The following is an 18,839-nucleotide window of genomic DNA, read 5'->3' as shown; positions in this document are numbered from 1 at the left end:
TTTCATTTTTGAAAAATTAGGCGTACGTATACACTTGGGTTCCACACGTCCTTCTCCCATCCAGACTTTACTGTCGGCTTTGGAATCTCACCAAATCCTGCCTTTAACAGGCTCGCGGGCTTAGAATTTCTTCATCACCGCCGGTTGGGATTTTCACCCGACCCCGAAGGACTAAAATAATATGAATCTTTGAATATTTTATCACCATAAAGTGAAGATGTAAAATTTCTAACCTTAAATGGTTCAATTGTTACAGAAACTTCCTCCCTTTATGAAAAATCGACCCCCAAGTCCCCGATGTGCTCCAAAGAGGTTAATCAGGCTAAATTTGTGGAATAGGGATAGAGAATCACAATTCATATAAGGAGGAAGCCCTAATGCTTATTTCCATCATCAACTTGATTTTCTATCTGTTCGTCGTCACGATGAATTTTTTAGCTAATTTCCTGCCATTGAACGGCCAGACATCAGGAGAGATTTCCGATAAACTTGATGTCCTTTTCACTCCTGCCGGATATGTATTTTCCATATGGGGCTTGATCTATTTCCTGCTCGCCATCTGGGTATTCAGGCAGTTCTTAAGCAAACATCAAAACAGCCCTGCTTATAAGGCATCCTTCCCTTGGTTCGCTTTAAGCTGTGTCTTAAATGGAGCTTGGCTTTTGGCTTGGCACTATGAACACTTTTTGTTATCCGTATTCATTATCATTGCTCTTTTGGCTACTTTAATGGTCATTTATACAAGCATAAAAAAGGTGGAGCACACTCCTTTCGACCTATTTCCGTTTTCCGTTTATACAGGCTGGGTAAGTGTTGCAACGATCGCTGACATTTCTTATTACCTCACGTATATCAAATGGGACGGCTTTGGGGTTTCAAGTTTAGCCTGGACGATCGTCCTGCTGATTGCAGCAACAATCCTGGCTTTTGTCTTTGCAGGTAAAAACCGGGATTGGTGCTATCCTCTCGTATTCGTTTGGGCGTTCATAGGCATCGGGATACGAAATAGCTCCGCCTATCCGGTAATTACGGACATTTCTTATATCCTGGCTGTCTTCACTTTTGTCGTATCCATCACCATCTTCATTAAAAATAGAAGAAAAATGGTAGCTTAAAATGCTTGCTGAAGATCTTGCCAGACATCCTGCCAAGCTTCTAGGCCAACTGAGAGACGGACCAGCTGGTCACTGATGCCCATTTGTTTCCGTGAATCTTCAGGAACGGCAGAGTGCGTCATGGTAGCGGGATGCTGGATCAATGTTTCGGCATCCCCAAGACTTACGGCAATTTTGATTAGTTTCAATTTATTGAGGAATTTCTGTGCATCCTGTTTTGTGCCATGCAATTCGAAAGAGATAAGGCCGCCGCCATGTTTCATCTGTTTGTGCATTATATAATGGTCCGGTGAAGCTTCATCACCTGGATAATATACCTTTTTCACCTTTGGATGTTTCTTAAGTTCATGAAAGATTTCCATTGCATTGGCCGAATGACGGTCCATCCTGACAGGCAAGGTCTTTAACCCCCGCAATAGTAACCAAGCATCGAAAGGTGAAATGATTCCACCGATATCCTTCTGTGTAGTCCCAGCTACCTGATTCATGAATTCCTTCTTACCTACGACAAGTCCTGCAACGACATCCCCATGCCCGCAAAGATATTTCGTAGCGCTATGAAGGACGATATCACAGCCATACTCAAGCGGTCTCTGTAGGTATGGCGTCGAAAACGTATTATCCACTACGACCGTCACATTATATTCCTTCGCAACTTTCACCACCATCTGTAAGTCAATCATTTTCATCGTCGGATTGATCGGGGTTTCTACATAGATGCAGGTCGTTTCCGGCCGGATCATTTTCCTTACCTGTTCTTCTGTATCCATTTCACAAAAATCATGAGTGATGCGGTATTTATTTTTCATTAGCTGCAGGAGGCCAAATGTACAACCATATAACCCCTGTGAGCACAGGATGTGGTCATCTGTTTTCGTTAACGCAAAAAGCACAGCTGAAACGGCAGCCATGCCTGAACCGAAAGCAAGGCCAGCTTCCCCGCCTTCCAAAGCGGCAATCTTTTCTTCAAGCACCTGTACCGTTGGATTTCCAAGTCGCGAATAAATATATCCATCTTCCATACCGGCAAAACGCCTCTCCCCTTGCTCGGCATTTTCGAAAGTGAATGTTGAGGTTTGGAATAAGGGTGTTGCCAAACTTCCTAAATGCTTCTTCGAGTCATATCCTTCATGGATGACTGCCGTTTCAAATTGTTTATACTTTCCTGTCATACCGTCTCCTCCTAACCTATGTCTATTGCTATCATATGTCAAAAATCCATATAAAGGAAGCGTTTTCATTCATGATTATCACCCATAAATGAACTCCTGAATTTAATATAATATGATTTCTCCGAGGGCAATAGATGAACAAGTTCAGTTGGATTCTGCAAATTGAGCAACTCTTTTTAAACCTACGGGCATTCGTAAAAAAAGGACAGCCGCCATGGCCGTCCCTTTTTGCGAATCATTCATCGACTACGATGTTTCCACCATAGAAGGTTACTCTCGTTAATGGTAGCTCAAGTTCACGAGCCATTTTTTTCAACTCTCGCTCTTCTCTTTCCGTTACGATTGAAATGACAGTGCCATCTGCACCTGCACGCCCAGTTCTCCCGGATCTATGGATATATTGTTCGATGTTGTCAGCCATATCAATATGGACGACCGCAGTAAGGCCTTTAATATCCAGCCCCCTTGCCGCTACATCCGTTGCTATCAGCATCGGGGATTTTCCGGAACGAAGCTTGCGCAGCGCTTTCTCCCTGTCGACTTTATTGGATTCGCCGTGAAGCACGCCCATCTCAATACCTTTATAGCTCAGCTTTTCATGTAAGACGCTCAGCTCTGCTATATCATTCAGGAAGGCAAGGGCCTTCACATCTTTAATTCTTGTGATTTTCTCCAGAATCTTGGACTTTTCCCGTCTCTCAACAACAAAGTAAAGATGGTCCACCTTTGATTCCATTTTTTCATGCTTATCAACCTTGATCATTTCGGGTTCATTCATGAATCCCCTTGCCGCTTTTTCCGTTTCCTCCGGCAGGGTCGCTGAAAACACCATGATTTGCCGGTCTTTTAGCGTTGTTTTGATAATATTATTGATCGTTCCCATATGCTCCGGAGTGATCAATTGGTCACCTTCATCAAGTACTATCGTCTTAACTTCATGCATCTTCAATTTCTTTTGGGCAATTAATTCGTAAATCCGTCCCGGTGTTCCAGCAATCACCTGTGGACGCTTCTTCAGTTTGTCCAACTGCCTTTTCACATTAGCACCGCCGATGAATGCTGCACCTGTAATGCCACTTCCCTCTGACCAAATGCGAATTTCTTCATTGATTTGCATGACCAGTTCTCGTGATGATGCCAAAATCAAAGCTTGGGGCGATTTTTTTTCAGGATCTATCTTTTCCAGCAAAGGCAGTAAATATGCTAATGTTTTCCCTGTACCTGTCGGTGATTCGGCCATGATATCTTTTCCCTCGACTATCACGGGAATCGCTTTCGTTTGAATCGGGGTAAGTTGTCCGAATCCGGACTTTTTCCAGACCTCTTGTATATATGGTTTTCTATCGTTTATTAATGCAGGTAATTCGCTCATATCGTTCTCCTTTAATATAAAACTTTTCCTATCTTTCATAGTACCATTTATTCTTGTCCAGTAGCCAACGGAATGCGAATTGTAACCGTCGTCCCTTTGTTTATCTCACTTTCAAAATGCATTTCCCCCTGAAGGCGATGAACGATCTTCCGGCAAATTGCAAGCCCGATCCCTGTGCCCTTTTCCTTCGTGGAGTAAAAAGGCTCACCAATCCGTTCAAGACGCTCGGGCCCCATTCCCATGCCATTATCACTCACGCTGACTACAGCTTGTCCATCGATGATTTGCAGCGAAATTTCAATTTCCCCATTATCCTTTATCGCTTCAATGCTGTTCTTTATGATATTGATTACCAACTGTTTAAGTTCAATTGAATCAGCCATAATATAAATCGGTTCGGCAGTTTTAACCCTGAACCCCATTTCGATATTATTCAAATTCGTTTCTGCTTTCATCAACGTGAATACCTGCTGTAAACTGTCGGCAAAATCGATCCTGCGAAATGCGACATCCTGTTTCTTCCCGAGAACCAAAAGTTCACTTGAGATAATATTGATTCGGTCAATTTCCTTTAACATAATATCGGAATGCAGCGGGTTTACTTCCTTGGTCATATCCATTAACTGTACGAATCCTTTTAACGATGTCAGTGGATTCCTTATCTCATGTGCGACGGCGGCAGCCAGATGTCCGATAACAGATAGCTTTTCAGACATGATCATCAATTCCTCTTCGCGCCGCAATTCAGTAATATCCCTAACGATTGCATATACCCCTAGCATTTCCGCGTGAACGATGATCGGTAAAAAGGTCACACGGAATATCCGTTTTTCATCACTGCTATTCTGGATGGTCGTTTCGAATTTAACAGCCTCCCCTTGAAGGGACTGTAAAAAGAATTCAGATACTTTATCACTTTCATTCCAGTTGAGGAGATGATTCGCATTCTTACCTTTCAAATTGTCACTATTATGACCCAACAGTTTCTCAGCTTCCGGGTTTAGCGAAACAACATTTCCTTCGAGATTAAGCTCAAGGACACAATCCGGGTTATGCTTGAACAGCGACCGATACTGTTCATCCTTCAGATTGAATTCCTGTTGGGACCTCAACATTTTACCCGTCCAATACCTGATTATGAAGTATAGGAAAAGCCCGGTTATGAAAATGAACATCCACCCTTTGGAATGTTGAAACATTGCATATATCTGAACATCTGCCCTTGCCTGTGTCATAGAGATGTAATCCGTAACGACAATCCATAAGACCCCAATGATTATATATATAAAAGCCACTTTACATGCAATTTTATGAGATTGGTTCATATTTTTTCCTTTGTATTGTTTTTGGTTTATTATTCCCAAATCACTCAAAAAAAGCCCTCATGTTTTAAACATAAGGACTCTATCGATATTGTACCATATATATTGTAATCATTGTTTTATATCGCTAAAAAATCCAGAGCATTTTAACTGGACCTTCAATGATCAAGAGAGGTTTTTAATGGCTTGATTGAATTCTTCTTCTATATCTTTTGTAGGCTTGGCCGTTAATAAGCTGAAAACGACCACCGCTATTGAACCAGCGATGAAACCAGGAATGATTTCGTATACTTCAGCGAACTTATCGATCATATCCCAGACGATCACGGTTGCCGTACCGACAATCATTCCCGCCAGGGCTCCCCATTTCGTCATTCGTTTCCAGTACAGGCTTAACAGAATGACAGGACCGAATGCCGCTCCGAAACCAGCCCATGCATAACCCACCAATTTAAGGATCGTACCGCTTGGATTAAACGCCAATAATAAGGCAATGGCAGATATCGCCAATACACCAAACCGACCTACCAGCACTAATTCCTTATCAGACGCCTTCGGCCGAATGAACTGCTTATAGAAATCATCGGTCAGGGCACTTGCCGATACTAACAGCTGAGATGCAATCGTACTCATGACCGCTGCTAAAATCGCAGCCAACAAAAAGCCTGTAATTAGGGAAGGAAACAGTTCTTTAGCTAAAATGATGAAGACGGACTCAGCATTTTTTTCCCCTAAAGGACTGCTTGTCAGGTTAAAATAAGCAATCCCCACCAACCCGGTGAACATCGCTCCGACGATGGCAAAAATCATCCAGCCCATACCGATTCGACGTGCGCTTTTCAATTCTTTAACAGATGAAACCGCCATGAATCGAACGATTATATGAGGCTGTCCGAAATAACCAAGCCCCCATGCCAGAAGAGATATGATGCCAATGGTTGATGTTCCTTCAAAAACATGCATTAAATTCGGGTTGATCGAATTTATTTCATTGAAGGTGGGATCCCAGCCACCAATATTTACAATCGTGACAACCGGTACTAGAATTAAGGCAATGAACATAATCGTACCTTGTACGAAGTCCGTCCAGCTAACAGCCAGGAATCCGCCGAATAATGTATAAAGAATAACGACGCTCGCCGTCAGCCAAATGCCCCAACGGTAATCCAAATTGAATGCCGTGCGGAAAAGCTCGCCGCCTGCTACCATACCTGAAGATGTGTAAAAGGTGAAGAAAATTAAAATGACCGATGCCGATACCACTTTTAAAACCCGGGAGCCATCCTTGAACCGATTTCCCAAAAAGTCGGGAATCGTAATCGAATTGCCGGCTACTTCCGTATATGTCCGAAGTCTTGGTGCCACGAATAGCCAGTTTAAATAAGACCCTGCACACAGGCCGACGACAATCCAGCCAGCACTCAACCCGCTTATGTACATTGCACCCGGAAGACCCATCAACAGCCAGCCGCTCATATCTGAAGCACCTGCACTCAATGCAGTTACAGCCGGGCCCAAATTCCGGCCGCCAAGCATGTAATCGGTTAAGTTTGCCGTTTTCCGATAGGCCAAATAACCAATTAACAGCATGCCGGCCATGTATATACCAATTGATATTATAATTCCGTAATCCAAAAATGAATCCCCCTAGGTTAATTTTTCATCTAGTAAGCTTATCAGAAAAAAAAACATATGTTAAGAAGTTCTTGCACCTTTCATCGATTTCACTTTCAATATAATTAAGAAAATTCATTTTATTAGATTAAATTATTAGGAGGAATACGCCATGCAATCCTATATCAATCAGCCAGATGGAGTCTTTCCCTCTGTTTGCTCTCTTGACTGTCCTGATCAATGCGGTTTACTGCTGCACAAAAAAGACGGGAAAATCATTAAAGTTCAAGGAGACCCTGATCATCCAGTCACAAAAGGGAATATTTGCAACAAAGTACGCAACATGACTGCCCGTCTATATGACCCCAATCGCTTAAAGCAGCCATTAAAGCGTATCGGTCCGAAAGGTGAAGGGAAATTCGCTCCAATCAGCTGGGTAGAGGCCATTGACATAATCACATCCAAATGGAAAGACCTGATCGAAATGCACGGTCCGGAAAGCATACTTCCCTACAGCTTTTACGGAAACATGGGCAATCTTAGCGCTGAGGGGATGGATCGCCGTTTTTTCCACAAGCTAGGTGCAAGCATGCTCGAACGTTCCATTTGTAACGCGGCTGGCTCAGTCGGATACAGCTATACAATGGGTGGTTCATTCGGCACCGACCCGGAAGAAACGATTCATACAAAGCTTTTCATCATGTGGGGCATTAACGCTGTGAGCACAAATATGCATCAAGTTACGCTTGCCCAGCAAGCCCGAAAAAACGGGGCCAAAGTAGTTGTCATTGACGTACATAAAAACCAAACCGGCAAGTGGGCGGATTGGTTCATTCCGATTCTGCCTGGTACAGATAGTGCGCTCGCCCTCGGATTAATGCATATCTTATATGCCGAGAATCTAGTCGACCAGCCCTTTCTCGATGAATACACAGTGGGTGCTGCTGAATTGCGCGAACACGTCCGCCAATATGACCCTGCGACGGTCTCCGCGATCACTGGCGTTCCAATTGATGACTTATATGAATTAGCCAGGATGTACGGCACGACAAGTCCATCATTCGTACGGATAGGCAATGGCCTGCAGCACCATGACAATGGCGGCATGGCAGTACGCACCATTGCCTGCCTGCCTGCACTTACCGGCCAATGGATGGCGGAAGGCGGCGGAGCCATCAAAGGGAATTCAGGATATCTAGCGTTTAATACAAATGCCTTAAGACGTCCTGATTTATTGCAAAATAAAGCTACCCGGACCATTAATATGAACCAAATCGGTCAAGCTCTTCTGGAAAAAGAAAACCCGATTCGCTCCATGTTTGTATACGGCTCCAACCCAGCACTTGTCGCTCCGAATGCAAATAAGGTACAGGAAGGTCTAATGCGGGAAGATCTATTCACAGTGGTCCATGATCTATTCTTAACCGAAACGGCCATGTTTGCCGACCTCGTTCTTCCTGCCACATCATCTTATGAAACGGAGGATTTTTATAATTCATACTGGCATAATTACGTCCAAATACAAAAGCCTGTAGTCGAAAAATATGGCGAATCGAAATCGAATGTTGAATTGTTCAAACTGTTGGCTGTTGGAATGGGATTTGGGGAACAAGCATTTAGAGATTCAGAGGAAGATATGATACGGCAGGCTCTGGACTTTCCCGACAACCCGCATTTGGAAAGCATAACCTATGACTCCCTTTCAAGGAATCAATTTGTCAAAGCCAAAATGCGGCCGATGTTCCCAGGCAAACTCCCGACACCAAGCGGTAAAATCGAACTTTATTCCGAACGGATGAAGCGGGATGGATACGAGCCTTTGCCAACATATACGCCAATCATTAAAGACAGCGATCTGCCATTTTTATTCATTCCGGCACCTAATCACAATTTCTTGAATTCAACCTTTTCAAATAATGCCAAACATATCTCCATGGAAAAGGAACCGAAACTGCACATGAATGCCGCTGATGCCAAAACTATGGGGATAGCCCCAGGAGATATCGTAAAAATCTGGAACGGTCGCGGTGAATGTTTGCTTACCGCTGCTCCCGGTGAAAATGTGTTACCAGGCGTTCTTGTCAGCCAAGGCTTGTGGCAGAATACGCCCGAAACAAAGCAACACATCAATTCCCTTACCCCAGATCGCCTCGCGGATATGGGTAATGGCGCCGTTTTCTTCTCAGGGCGGGTCGATCTCGAAAAAGTCCAACAAGAGTAGATCAACGTTGAGCAATCTTTGAATATAGCTGCGATTTTCGGATTATATCTCCGATTTCGGAGTTTTATCTCTGATTTTCCGGATTATATCTCTGATTCCGGAATTATATCTGCGATTTTGCGGATTATATCTCCGAGTCCGGCGTTATATCTGCGATTTTCGGATTATATCTCCGATTTTCGGATTATATCTCCGATTTCAAGAATATATCTCCGATTTTCGGAATATATCTCCGATTCCACCAAAAAAGGCTGTTCCCCAAGGAGCAGCCTTTTCGTCAAGCTATTTACTCTGCATCAAACCAGCCTGTTGGCTGGATATCCAAGTTGTTATTGATTTGCTTCACTTCCGTATAAGCTTCGTAACCGAAAGTTCCCAGTTCGCGTCCATTTCCGCTTTGCTTGAACCCTCCCCAAGGAGCTTCGTTATAAGTTGGATGATATGAGTTAATCCATGTGATGCCGGCACGCACTTTTTTAATGACACGGTATGCTTTTGCGATATCATTCGTGAACACCGCTCCCGCTAAACCATATTTCGTATCATTGGCAAGTCGAAGAGCTTCCGCTTCATCCTTGAATTTTTGAACGACAAGCACCGGGCCAAAAATTTCTTCCTGCACAATCCGCATGTCCGGTGTCGTATCAACAAAAATAGTAGGTTCGACAAAGTAACCTTTATCCATGCCTTCTTCTTTAATTCGATTTCCACCGACGATTAATTTGGCACCTTCTTCTTTTCCGATTTGGATATACGATAATATTTTGTTCATATGGGCTTCTGAAACGATAGGTCCCATCTGGCTGTTTTCATCAGAACCTGAACCTACTTTGATCTTTTTCGCCTTCGCAGTAAGACTTGCAATGAACTGATCGTAAATGGACTCTTCCAATAGTAAACGGGATCCTGCTGAGCACACTTGTCCTTGATTACAGAAAATCCCGTATAGAGCATAATCAACTGCAGTCTCAAAGTCAGAGTCCGCAAATACGATATTAGGCGATTTCCCGCCGAGCTCCAATGTCACTTTCTTTAGGTTACCAAGTGAAGCCTCCATGATCTTACGTCCTGTTGCCGTTCCTCCTGTAAAGGCTACTTTATCGATTTCCTCATGTTCGGCAATGGCTTGTCCGACAACTGGCCCTGCTCCTAACACAAGGTTTGCGACACCCTTTGGCAATCCGACTTCATCCATGATTTCAAATAGTTTGACCGCTGTCACCGGAGTGATCTCAGATGGTTTGAATACAACGGAATTTCCTGCTGCAAGCGCCGGAGCCAGTTTCCAGGCTGACATCATTAGTGGGAAATTCCATGGAACGATCTGCCCGCATACACCGATCGGTTCCCTTACGACCATCGCTTGCTGGCCGTCAGGAACTTCAAAAGTCTGACCTGTCGGTTTTGTAGCCAATCCTGCATAATATCTAAAACAGGCTGCTGAATCAGCGATATCATAACGAGCCTCACGCAATGGTTTCCCATTATCCAATGTTTCCAACGCAGCTAGTTCTTCAGCTTTTTCTTCTATTTTGTCGGCTATTTTGAATAAAATGCGAGCTCTTTCCACTGCAGGAGTTCCCCACCAACCACCTTCATAGAAAGCATATTTTGCTGCCTCGACCGCTGCATCCACATCTTCCTGTGTTCCTTCCGCAGCTTTGGCAATAACTTCCCCTGTAGCCGGATTCAATACATCCCTCTTCTCACCTGAAGTCGAATTCACCCATTCCCCATTGATGAACATCTTTAAGTCCAGTGCTCCCGTTCCGTCTTTTTTCTTGTTATTTTGCAATGTTTCCTGCATGTAATTTCCTCCTCGGTTTTAAGTTATCTACCTATATATTAGATATGAGCAAGATTCATGCCAGTTTGAAATATTAGGTAACTCACGGTTTTTTGCACTTTCCTGTCTCATTTAAATTCAGTCGTGAATTACCTATTCATTTTTGCATAACTCATGGGCCAAACTCTTTCAAGATTCATAGAAAAAAAAGAGATGAGCAGCTGCTCACCTCTTTTCTGATTAATTCCGGTTAATAATGACCAATTTCATTTCCGTCATTTCTTCAATGGCATATTTCAGCCCTTCGCGGCCAGTTCCGCTTTTTTTGACTCCGCCATATGGCATGTTGTCGACACGGTAAGTTGGGATATCATTAATGATAACACCGCCGACTTCCAATTTTTCTGCGGCAGAAAGAGCCAGATTGATATTTTCCGTGTAAATCCCGGCCTGCAATCCGAATTCGGAATCATTGACCAAGTCAATCGCTTCCTCAACGGAAGAAACCTTATTGATCAAAACAATTGGAGCGAAGACTTCCTGGCAAGATACCTTAAGCATTGCATCCACTTCCAGCAAAACAGTGGGATGCAGGATATTTCCTTCAGATTTGCCTCCTGCCGCAACAATCGCACCGTGTTGTTTAGCCTCACCGATCCAATCCAGGCTTCGCTGTACATCGCCAGCGCTGATCAATGCCGAAATATCCACTGACGGGTCCAAAGAATCTCCAAGTTTCAAGCCCTTCGTTGCTTCTGTGAATTTTTTGACGAACTCATCATATACCTCTTCATGAACATATGCACGCTGTAAGGAAATACAGACCTGCCCTTGAAAAGCGAATGCTGCCGATACACAGCGTTGGATGATTTTATCGATATTAATCCCTTTATCAACGATGACAGCCGCATTCGAACCTAGTTCAAGACTCACTTTCTTTAACCCAGCCTTATTACGGATCCCGATTCCGACAGCCGGACTTCCGGTAAATGAAATGCTCTTCACCCGTGCATCGGTGACTAATTTATCACCGATTACCGAGCCGCTTCCGGTAACTAAATTAAACGCACCTGCCGGCAAATCCGTTTCGGCTAATAGTTCAGCTAGAAATAGCGAAGATAGCGGTGTTTGGCTCGCAGGTTTCAGGACAAGTGTATTTCCGGCAGCAATCGCCGGGCCTACTTTATGGGCAACCAGGTTCATCGGAAAATTAAAAGGCGTAATTGCACCCACGACACCAAGAGGCTCACGGACTGTGTATCCTATTCTTCCTTCTCCGTCAGCTGTAGCATCCATCGTCAATGTTTCTCCATGAATCCGTTTTGCTTCCTCTGCTGCAAATTTATATGTGGCAATCGTCCGGGATACTTCAACCATTGCCGTTTTAATCGGTTTCGCTGCCTCTTTAGCAATTATTTCAGCTGCCTCATCTTTGCGGCTTTCCAAAAGGCTCGCAAGCTTTTCAAGTATGGCAGCACGTTTATGACTAGGTAAAGCTGCCATTGTTTTTCTAGCTTGATAGGCTGATTCTATTGCCAACTCGACATCTTCAAGGCTTGCCGAAGGAATCTCCGCTAGAACTTCCCCGCTATAAGGAGACTTTAGTGTCGTGAACTTTTCAGCTTCTTGCCATTTACCATTAATGAATAATTTCTTTTTCAGCGTTTCCGTCATGACCATCACTTTCACCTCTTATAAAATTTCTTTTTCGACAGCAGTAAATGTCTCATCAAGGATTTCAATTATTCTTTCGACTTCCGCTTTAGTAATGATTAAAGGCGGTGCGAATACGAGTGTATCTTGATCAAACGTAACAGACCGGCAAATCAAACCATTTTTCGCCGCTTCAGCAACCAGCCTTGGAGCAAGCTGTGTCTCAAAGCCTTCGCCTGTTTGTTTGTCCTTTACGATGGAGATGCCTCCAATTAATCCAAGTGCCCTGACATCACCAACAATCGGATGTTTGCTTTGAAGCTTCTTAAAGCCGGCAAGCAACTCTTCACCACGCTGTTTAGAGTTTTCTATCAGGTTTTCACGTTCAATTATTTCAATATTTTTCAAAGCAACCGCACAAGCCATAGGATGGCCACTGTATGTGTAGCCGTGTAAAAGCGTGCCTTTTGAAAGGGCAATGAAATCCTGATGCATCTTATCATTCAGGACGACCCCGCCTAACTGTGCATATCCGCTTGTCACACCTTTTGCAAAGCACATCATATCAGGTACAACACCAAAGTGCTCAATCCCAAAATAAGTCCCTGTTCTTCCGAAACCTGTAATGACTTCATCCGTCACCATTAAAATGCCGTATTCATTACAAATCTCCCTTACTTCCTTAAAATAGCCTTCAGGAGGAAGGTTCACGCCACCGGCCCCTTGAATCGGTTCAGCGATAAATGCCGCAATCGTTTCCGGTCCTTCCTGTTCTATGACCTTACGCAACTCCTCAATGGAGGAACCGTCCACATGGTAAAAATCCGGTGCGATTGAATTCGTGAAGTCTCGGAACGGTTTCAGGCCAGTCGCACTTGTGGCTCCCATTGCCACTCCATGATAAGATTTCGAGCGGGAAATGATTTTTTGACGATTAGGCTGCCCTTTCAAAAGCCAGTAATGTCGAGCAAGCTTGATAGCCGTATCATTCGACTCCGATCCACCTGAAGTGAAGAAAACTGCATTTAAATCCCCAGGCGCGATGGAAGCGATTTTGGCCGCTAAACGGATTGCCGGCTCATTGCTGAAAGTGGCGAAACTTGAGGTGAAAGCTAACTTCGCCATTTGTTCCTTCGCGACTTCAGCCATCTCTTCTTGTCCATGTCCAATATTCACATTCCAAAGTGAAGCCATGCCATCAATGACAGTCCTGCCCGTTACATCCGTAAGATATATTCCCTTTCCTTCCTTAAAGATGAAACTTGGACCATCTGCCTGCTGTTGTTCGATTGCCGTAGTCGGATGGATAAAATGCTTTTTATCCAAATCGATTAATTCCTGAATACCCGTCGTCTCTTTAATCATGTAAAAAACACCCTTCTCATGTATGGATTTTTTTCAAGCTATTTAATTTTTTATATTTATATATATAGATATAGCAAGATGCATGCCAAATTATATGAGCCTTATATTAAAGGTATTCAAGTTAAAATGATTCATAGATGAATCATTAGGAGCGTGTGTCGATTCATATACGAATCATTCAATTCGAATTTGAATCACTCGATACCTATTCATTAAATTAAATATTAATTTACACAAATTTTTGAATCCCCCTCTTTATTTTCTGATCAATGTTATAAAACCTGACACAGAATGTTGAATTTTCGGAAGATTTGTATTATTATCATCTTAATATTTTTCCATTCCTTTTGAACCGCTATGTTAATCTAAACGAAAGAAGTTGATATATATGCAGGTAGGATTTGAACTGTACCAAAAACAAACATTGAAATTGTCATTAACCCCTGAATTACAGCAATCGATCAATATCCTTCAATACTCCACCCATGAACTGATAGATTTCCTGAACCTACAGGCTTACGAAAATCCCGTTCTCGAAATTAGCTTTAAAGAACCCCTCGCATCACTTTCTGAATCCAGCATTCATACACATAAAATAAATTCTCAGATACGGTCCTCTAAAAGTAAAAGTTTCAACGGAGACAATGATTACAACCCTATCAACAATTATTCAATCAACACAGAAACACTGGAAAGCCATTTACTGGAACAATTGAGTTTACTAAGTTCGTTGAAAGCTTTTGAAAAGAGAATTCTCCAATTCTTGATTGGGAACTTAAATGAATATGGATTCCTTGAATTGGATGCCAAATGGGCTGCCTCGCATTTTTCCGTGTCCGTGGAAGTAATCGAAAGTATGATTCAAGTATTGCAGTCCCTTGAGCCCATTGGAGTCGGGGCTAAAGATCTGACCGACTGTTTACTCATTCAGCTGCGTGGGCATGAGGATTACAATGAATTAGCGTATAAGATCGTTAAAAAGCATTTAACGGATTTAGCAGAAAAACGCTACAGGAAAATTGCCGGCCTTTACCAAGTGACCGTTCAGGAAGTACAAGAGGCCTCGGATTTCATCCGTACGTTAAACCCGCGTCCAGTCAGTCACTTTTCCGATGATATGACTCATTACATCGTGCCGGACGTTTACGTGGAAAAAGATAAAGAAGGTTTTCTGATAACGGTCAACGATAGCTGCACACCTAAACTTTCCATCAATCCTTACTACAAGAACCACGTTGCTATGAATTCTGTTAATCCAGCTAAAGATTATATAAAAGGGCACATAAATGATGCCCAATTACTTTTAAAAGGGCTTGAACAAAGGCAAATGACACTTTACAAAGTGACAGCGTCAATCGTGGACGAGCAGCGAGAGTTTTTCATGAAGGGAATTACGGGATTAAAACCAATGACACTGAAAGACATTTCGGAAAAACTTCAGCTTCATGAATCAACGATCAGCAGGGCGACGAGCAATAAATATATCCAGACGCCGCATGGCCTCTTTAAACTAAAGAACTTCTTTACTAGAGGGTTACACCGCGTGAACAGCCAAGCAACCGAATCAACGACCACCATCAAAGAAAAAATAAAGGTGTTGATTGCCGATGAAGATAAGATAAGGCCTTTTTCAGATCAGAAACTTTGTCAAATATTCGAAAATGAAGGAACGAAGATCTCCCGCCGCACTATTGCAAAATACCGTGAAGATCTCGGTATACCGGGATCTTCAAAACGGCGTAGATTTTAAAATCAAACCAAATTTTTAAAAAGACTCTTTCAAAAGATGTATCTTTCGTAAGAGTCTTTTATATTTTCATCACAACCAAAAACCCCTGAACCAGGTGCTTTTTTTTGGAATCTTAATATATCGTTTTATTTATTACCCCATTTATCCTCGAAAATAAGTTCATCCATCGGCCTTCTTTTTTCCCAATTAGCAAGTTCAAGGATGGGTTTATCCGGATATTGATCCGTATAGCCAATCGACAGGAGTGCAACGGGTTCTATATGCGGCGGAATCTCCAAAATATCACGAATATCATTTTTCTTATAAAAGCTTACCCATCCCATTGCCAATCCTTCCGCACAGGCAGCCAGCCACATATTTTGAATTGCGCAAGCCGTGGATAGAATATCGGTTTCCGGAATGGAGTTCCTCCCTAAAACATGGGAGCCTCCCCGTGTCGGGTCGCATGTAACACAAATGGTGTATGGTGCTTCTTTTAACCCTTCCACTTTCAAACTAAGAAACTTATTTTCTTTACCTCCTTCATAATGAATAGCGAGTGCCCTTCTTTCTTTATCCGCTGCCCATGCCAAACTGTTCTTGGTTTCCTGAGATGAAATCACGATGAAACTCCAAGGTTGCATGAATCCTACAGATGGCGCATGATGTGCAGCATCCAAAATTCTGCGGAGTATATCCTTTGAAATGGGCTTTGGCAAAAAACTCCTGATATCCCTTCGGTTATAAATGGCTTTATATACAGCAGCTTGTTCTTCATTAGTAAACATAGTTTCCCCCCTGTTTCCGGCTCCCCAGAAATTTATCTAAACATACAATCTATTTTATAGGTAAACCCTTACAATTAAAATATCCTCTGACTCAGCTCGTTCCGTCCACAACAAGATTCGCTCCTTCTTGAGGCCTTTGCGCACCCACATAGAGATTTTCATGAACCATCCAATTATCCTCCCACATTTGACGCGCATCTTCACCATCCCGCTCAAGGCCACGTTTCAAACGCTGATCACGGGGACATTCCACCCAAATCGTGAAATCATGATACCCTGCCAATTCTTTACGGATAGAATAAGTTCCTTCTATAATGACAAGGCCCCCAGCAGGAACCTCATGCCATTCGGCCATAGTGTCCGTTTCCCAATCATACCTTTGATATCTTGCTTCTTTCCCCTCTGTAAGCGGTTTTAGGATTTGGTTACAAACCCGTTCCCAATCATAATCCGCTCCAATCGCCTTTTGGGATGGAGGCAGTTGAACCCTATCCGAAGATGGCAAATAAAAGTCATCCATATGTACGACCGCGCTGCCCGGACATTCTGCTTGGATACTGGCAGCGAGTGTACTTTTTCCAGACCCGCCCCGGCCATCTATGGCCAATATATAGAGAGATCGTTCTTTGGAAATTTCGTGAATTTCAGCTATAAGACTGCTAATCGTATACGGTCCATTAAGTGTTGGAAAGTTCATAAGCATTCCCCCTATACTACTTATTTCTATTCATCCTCCCTTAAATTCCTTCCTTGAGTGGATAAAATGAAAAAACTAAGATGAAGGATACTGTTATTTAATAAAATCCAATTTTCGATATGGACCTTGTTTCAAACAAATAATAGATTAGGTCCTTCACTAAAGAAAATGCTTAAGATTCTTCCAACAGAAGTAAGCTGGACAGGGTATACTCCTCTTGGATTACAGGCTTCTCACTAACAGTGGTTTGGGAAACTATATAAAAATGATTTGGCTGATGCCGACCTGTTTCTCGCAGATCCTGAACTTCAACTTAGGTTTCCATGGATACTAATGGCCGCTTCCCAATAGGTTTTCCTGTTCTGCGAGCATTACGGCTATTTTATCCTGGATTGCCGTAATGCCTTTTTCTTCGACAAAATTATTCAAGATGATTGAAAATATGATTTTTTCCCCTTTTTTGGTCGTCACATATCCTGATAAGGAGCTCGTTCCTGAAATCGTTCCTGTTTTCGCACGAACATTCCCGGCTGCAAGTGTCCCTTTCATCCTCTTTCTAAGCGTACCGCCCACCATCCGATTTTCGTTGCCTGCAATCGGTAAAGCATTCAAGTAAGCAGGAAACCACGTTTTTTCCTGAACGGCATACAGCAGCTTCGTTATTTCATTCGCTGGAATCATATTGACTTGGGAAATTCCAGATCCATCACGCATCATGATCGTTTGCATATCGAGACCCATACTCTTCAGCTGATTTCGAGTAACCTTCAAACCATCCTTCCAGCTTCCCTCCCCTTCTGCCTCTTTGCCCATTTCCTTTACCAAAACCTCGGCATGGCTGTTATTGCTCAATTTCATGAAAGGAATAAGCAGCTGTGAAAGCGGCATGGACTGATGAGTGGCAATCATGTCCGCTCCTACTGGCGTTTTCCCTTTTTTCCTTTTTCCCAACACTTTAATTCCATGTTCCTTCATTGATTTTTCAAATAGGCTCAGCGCATATCCTGTGGGATCTTCCACCGAAATCCACTCTTTGGTCACACCGGAATGCTCCGGAATGGTCCCGGAAACCGTAATGACTTGTGTGCCATGAGACCATTCGACTTCAATTTTGTTATTAGCGTCTGCCGATACAGTTTTCGTTTTGTTGATGACCTTCACGTAATCGGTTTCCGGCTCAAGCTTCACCGTTGCCCTCTTCCCAGCCTTTTCCCCAGGGGTCATCTCCACGATGATGGTACCGGTATCGTAATCTTCATTCGGGGAAGCGGTTAAAGCCGAAACGGCTGCACCGTAATATTCCTGTTCATCGCTCCAAACTAAGTCTTGGGAATAACGAACATCATCATACCAAGAATCATCGCCTATAAGATCCCCGTGAACGAACTTAACTTGCCTGTGCTTCAGTGAAGCTGCCAGTTCATCAAAATCCTTTTCCAATAATGTAGGATCTCCTTTTCCCTTCAGGTATACATTGCCCTGCAGAACCTGGCCAACCTGCACTCCTTTTATGTATAGTTCCGTTTGAAAAGCATGATCTTCCCCTAAAGTTTCCAGCGCAGCTGCTGCAGTCAAAAGCTTAAGGTTCGAAGCAGGCCGCAATCTCGTTTGCGACCCCTGTTCATAAATCATTTCCCCCGTTTCAGCTGAACGGATGGAAATTCCCGTCAACGCCCCAGCCAATCCTGGCGAATGCTCCAATATTCGTTGAATTTCCTGCCCTAGGTTTTCATCATCATTCGCAGCATGCATCGATTCTCCATTAAAAAAACAAATCAAAAACAGGAAGAATATAAAACCCAACTTCCTTTTATACGTCAAACCTATCACTCCCACTCTAGAAACTCACCACTTCTATCTTGTCCATTTTTCGGTCATATAAAAAGAAAAGATCCACTAGAAAACTCCTTATTTATACATACTCGGGAAACTGCAGGATTATTCGGCCGCCACTCCATGGTATGCGGCTGCATAATTTCTTTACATGTACTTATAATAGGGAACT

General features: G+C 43.1%; 13 protein-coding genes and 1 riboswitch. Of the genes, 3 read left to right on the top strand and 10 right to left on the bottom strand.

The features are described 5' to 3' along the window. Positions 1-44: 44 nt before the first annotated feature. Positions 45-175, bottom strand: a riboswitch (FMN riboswitch). A gap of 202 nt (positions 176-377) precedes the next feature. Next, a complete protein-coding gene (locus ABC374_RS00970) occupies positions 378-1,115 on the top strand; it encodes a TspO/MBR family protein (RefSeq protein WP_413015285.1) in 738 nt (245 codons plus the stop codon). Here ABC374_RS00970 and megL read toward each other — a convergent pair. The 4 genes from megL to putP form a co-directional block, all read right to left on the bottom strand. Continuing rightward, positions 1,112-2,287 carry a methionine gamma-lyase gene (gene megL, locus ABC374_RS00965; protein WP_413015283.1) on the bottom strand — a complete coding sequence of 392 codons (1,176 nt, stop codon included), beginning with the start codon at positions 2,285-2,287 and terminating at the stop codon, positions 1,112-1,114. The two genes, ABC374_RS00970 and megL, sit on opposite strands and share 4 nt — an antisense overlap. A 235-nt stretch (positions 2,288-2,522) precedes the next feature. Further along, positions 2,523-3,659, bottom strand: coding sequence for a DEAD/DEAH box helicase (locus ABC374_RS00960; RefSeq protein ID WP_413015281.1), 1,137 nt, complete (start codon positions 3,657-3,659; stop codon positions 2,523-2,525). 47 nt (positions 3,660-3,706) lie between these two features. Then, a complete protein-coding gene (locus ABC374_RS00955; RefSeq protein ID WP_413015279.1) occupies positions 3,707-5,032 on the bottom strand; it encodes an ATP-binding protein in 1,326 nt (441 codons plus the stop codon). A gap of 114 nt (positions 5,033-5,146) precedes the next feature. Then, positions 5,147-6,616 (bottom strand): sodium/proline symporter PutP, encoded by a 1,470-nt coding sequence (putP, locus tag ABC374_RS00950; RefSeq protein WP_350301134.1) that lies wholly within the window; start codon positions 6,614-6,616, stop codon positions 5,147-5,149. A gap of 151 nt (positions 6,617-6,767) precedes the next feature. On the opposite strand from putP, the gene ABC374_RS00945 reads away from it, so the two are divergent. After that, positions 6,768-8,816 carry a molybdopterin oxidoreductase family protein gene (locus tag ABC374_RS00945; protein WP_413015276.1) on the top strand — a complete coding sequence of 683 codons (2,049 nt, stop codon included), beginning with the start codon at positions 6,768-6,770 and terminating at the stop codon, positions 8,814-8,816. Positions 8,817-9,102: 286 nt separating this feature from the next. Here the strand turns inward: ABC374_RS00945 and ABC374_RS00940 are convergent, their stop codons facing one another. The 3 genes from ABC374_RS00940 to ABC374_RS00930 form a co-directional block, all read right to left on the bottom strand. Then, positions 9,103-10,623 carry an aldehyde dehydrogenase family protein gene (locus tag ABC374_RS00940; RefSeq protein WP_350301132.1) on the bottom strand — a complete coding sequence of 507 codons (1,521 nt, stop codon included), beginning with the start codon at positions 10,621-10,623 and terminating at the stop codon, positions 9,103-9,105. A gap of 219 nt (positions 10,624-10,842) precedes the next feature. Further along, complete coding sequence (locus tag ABC374_RS00935) at positions 10,843-12,276, bottom strand: aldehyde dehydrogenase family protein (RefSeq protein ID WP_413020219.1); 1,434 nt, start codon at positions 12,274-12,276, stop codon at positions 10,843-10,845. Between the two features lie 18 nt (positions 12,277-12,294). Next, positions 12,295-13,620 carry an aminotransferase family protein gene (locus ABC374_RS00930; protein WP_350301130.1) on the bottom strand — a complete coding sequence of 442 codons (1,326 nt, stop codon included), beginning with the start codon at positions 13,618-13,620 and terminating at the stop codon, positions 12,295-12,297. 388 nt (positions 13,621-14,008) lie between these two features. Between ABC374_RS00930 and rpoN the strand changes: the two genes are divergently transcribed. Further along, positions 14,009-15,370, top strand: a complete 1,362-nt coding sequence (rpoN, locus tag ABC374_RS00925; RefSeq protein WP_350301129.1) for an RNA polymerase factor sigma-54 — start codon at positions 14,009-14,011, stop codon at positions 15,368-15,370. Between the two features lie 125 nt (positions 15,371-15,495). On the opposite strand, the gene bluB is transcribed toward rpoN, so the two are convergent. From bluB to dacB, 3 genes are all read right to left on the bottom strand, one after another. Next, a complete protein-coding gene (gene bluB / locus ABC374_RS00920) occupies positions 15,496-16,137 on the bottom strand; it encodes a 5,6-dimethylbenzimidazole synthase (RefSeq protein ID WP_063235341.1) in 642 nt (213 codons plus the stop codon). Positions 16,138-16,228: 91 nt separating this feature from the next. Then, positions 16,229-16,834, bottom strand: a complete 606-nt coding sequence (locus ABC374_RS00915) for a uridine kinase family protein (protein ID WP_413015273.1) — start codon at positions 16,832-16,834, stop codon at positions 16,229-16,231. A gap of 330 nt (positions 16,835-17,164) precedes the next feature. Further along, positions 17,165-18,655 carry a D-alanyl-D-alanine carboxypeptidase/D-alanyl-D-alanine endopeptidase gene (gene dacB, locus ABC374_RS00910; RefSeq protein WP_413015271.1) on the bottom strand — a complete coding sequence of 497 codons (1,491 nt, stop codon included), beginning with the start codon at positions 18,653-18,655 and terminating at the stop codon, positions 17,165-17,167. Positions 18,656-18,839: the final 184 nt, after the last annotated feature.

Source organism: Peribacillus phoenicis (assembly GCF_047238085.1).
In the GTDB taxonomy this organism is placed as follows: domain Bacteria; phylum Bacillota; class Bacilli; order Bacillales; family DSM-1321; genus Peribacillus.
The sequence above is the reverse complement of the archived record's forward strand: the minus strand, read 5'-3'. Positions and strand labels throughout refer to the sequence as shown.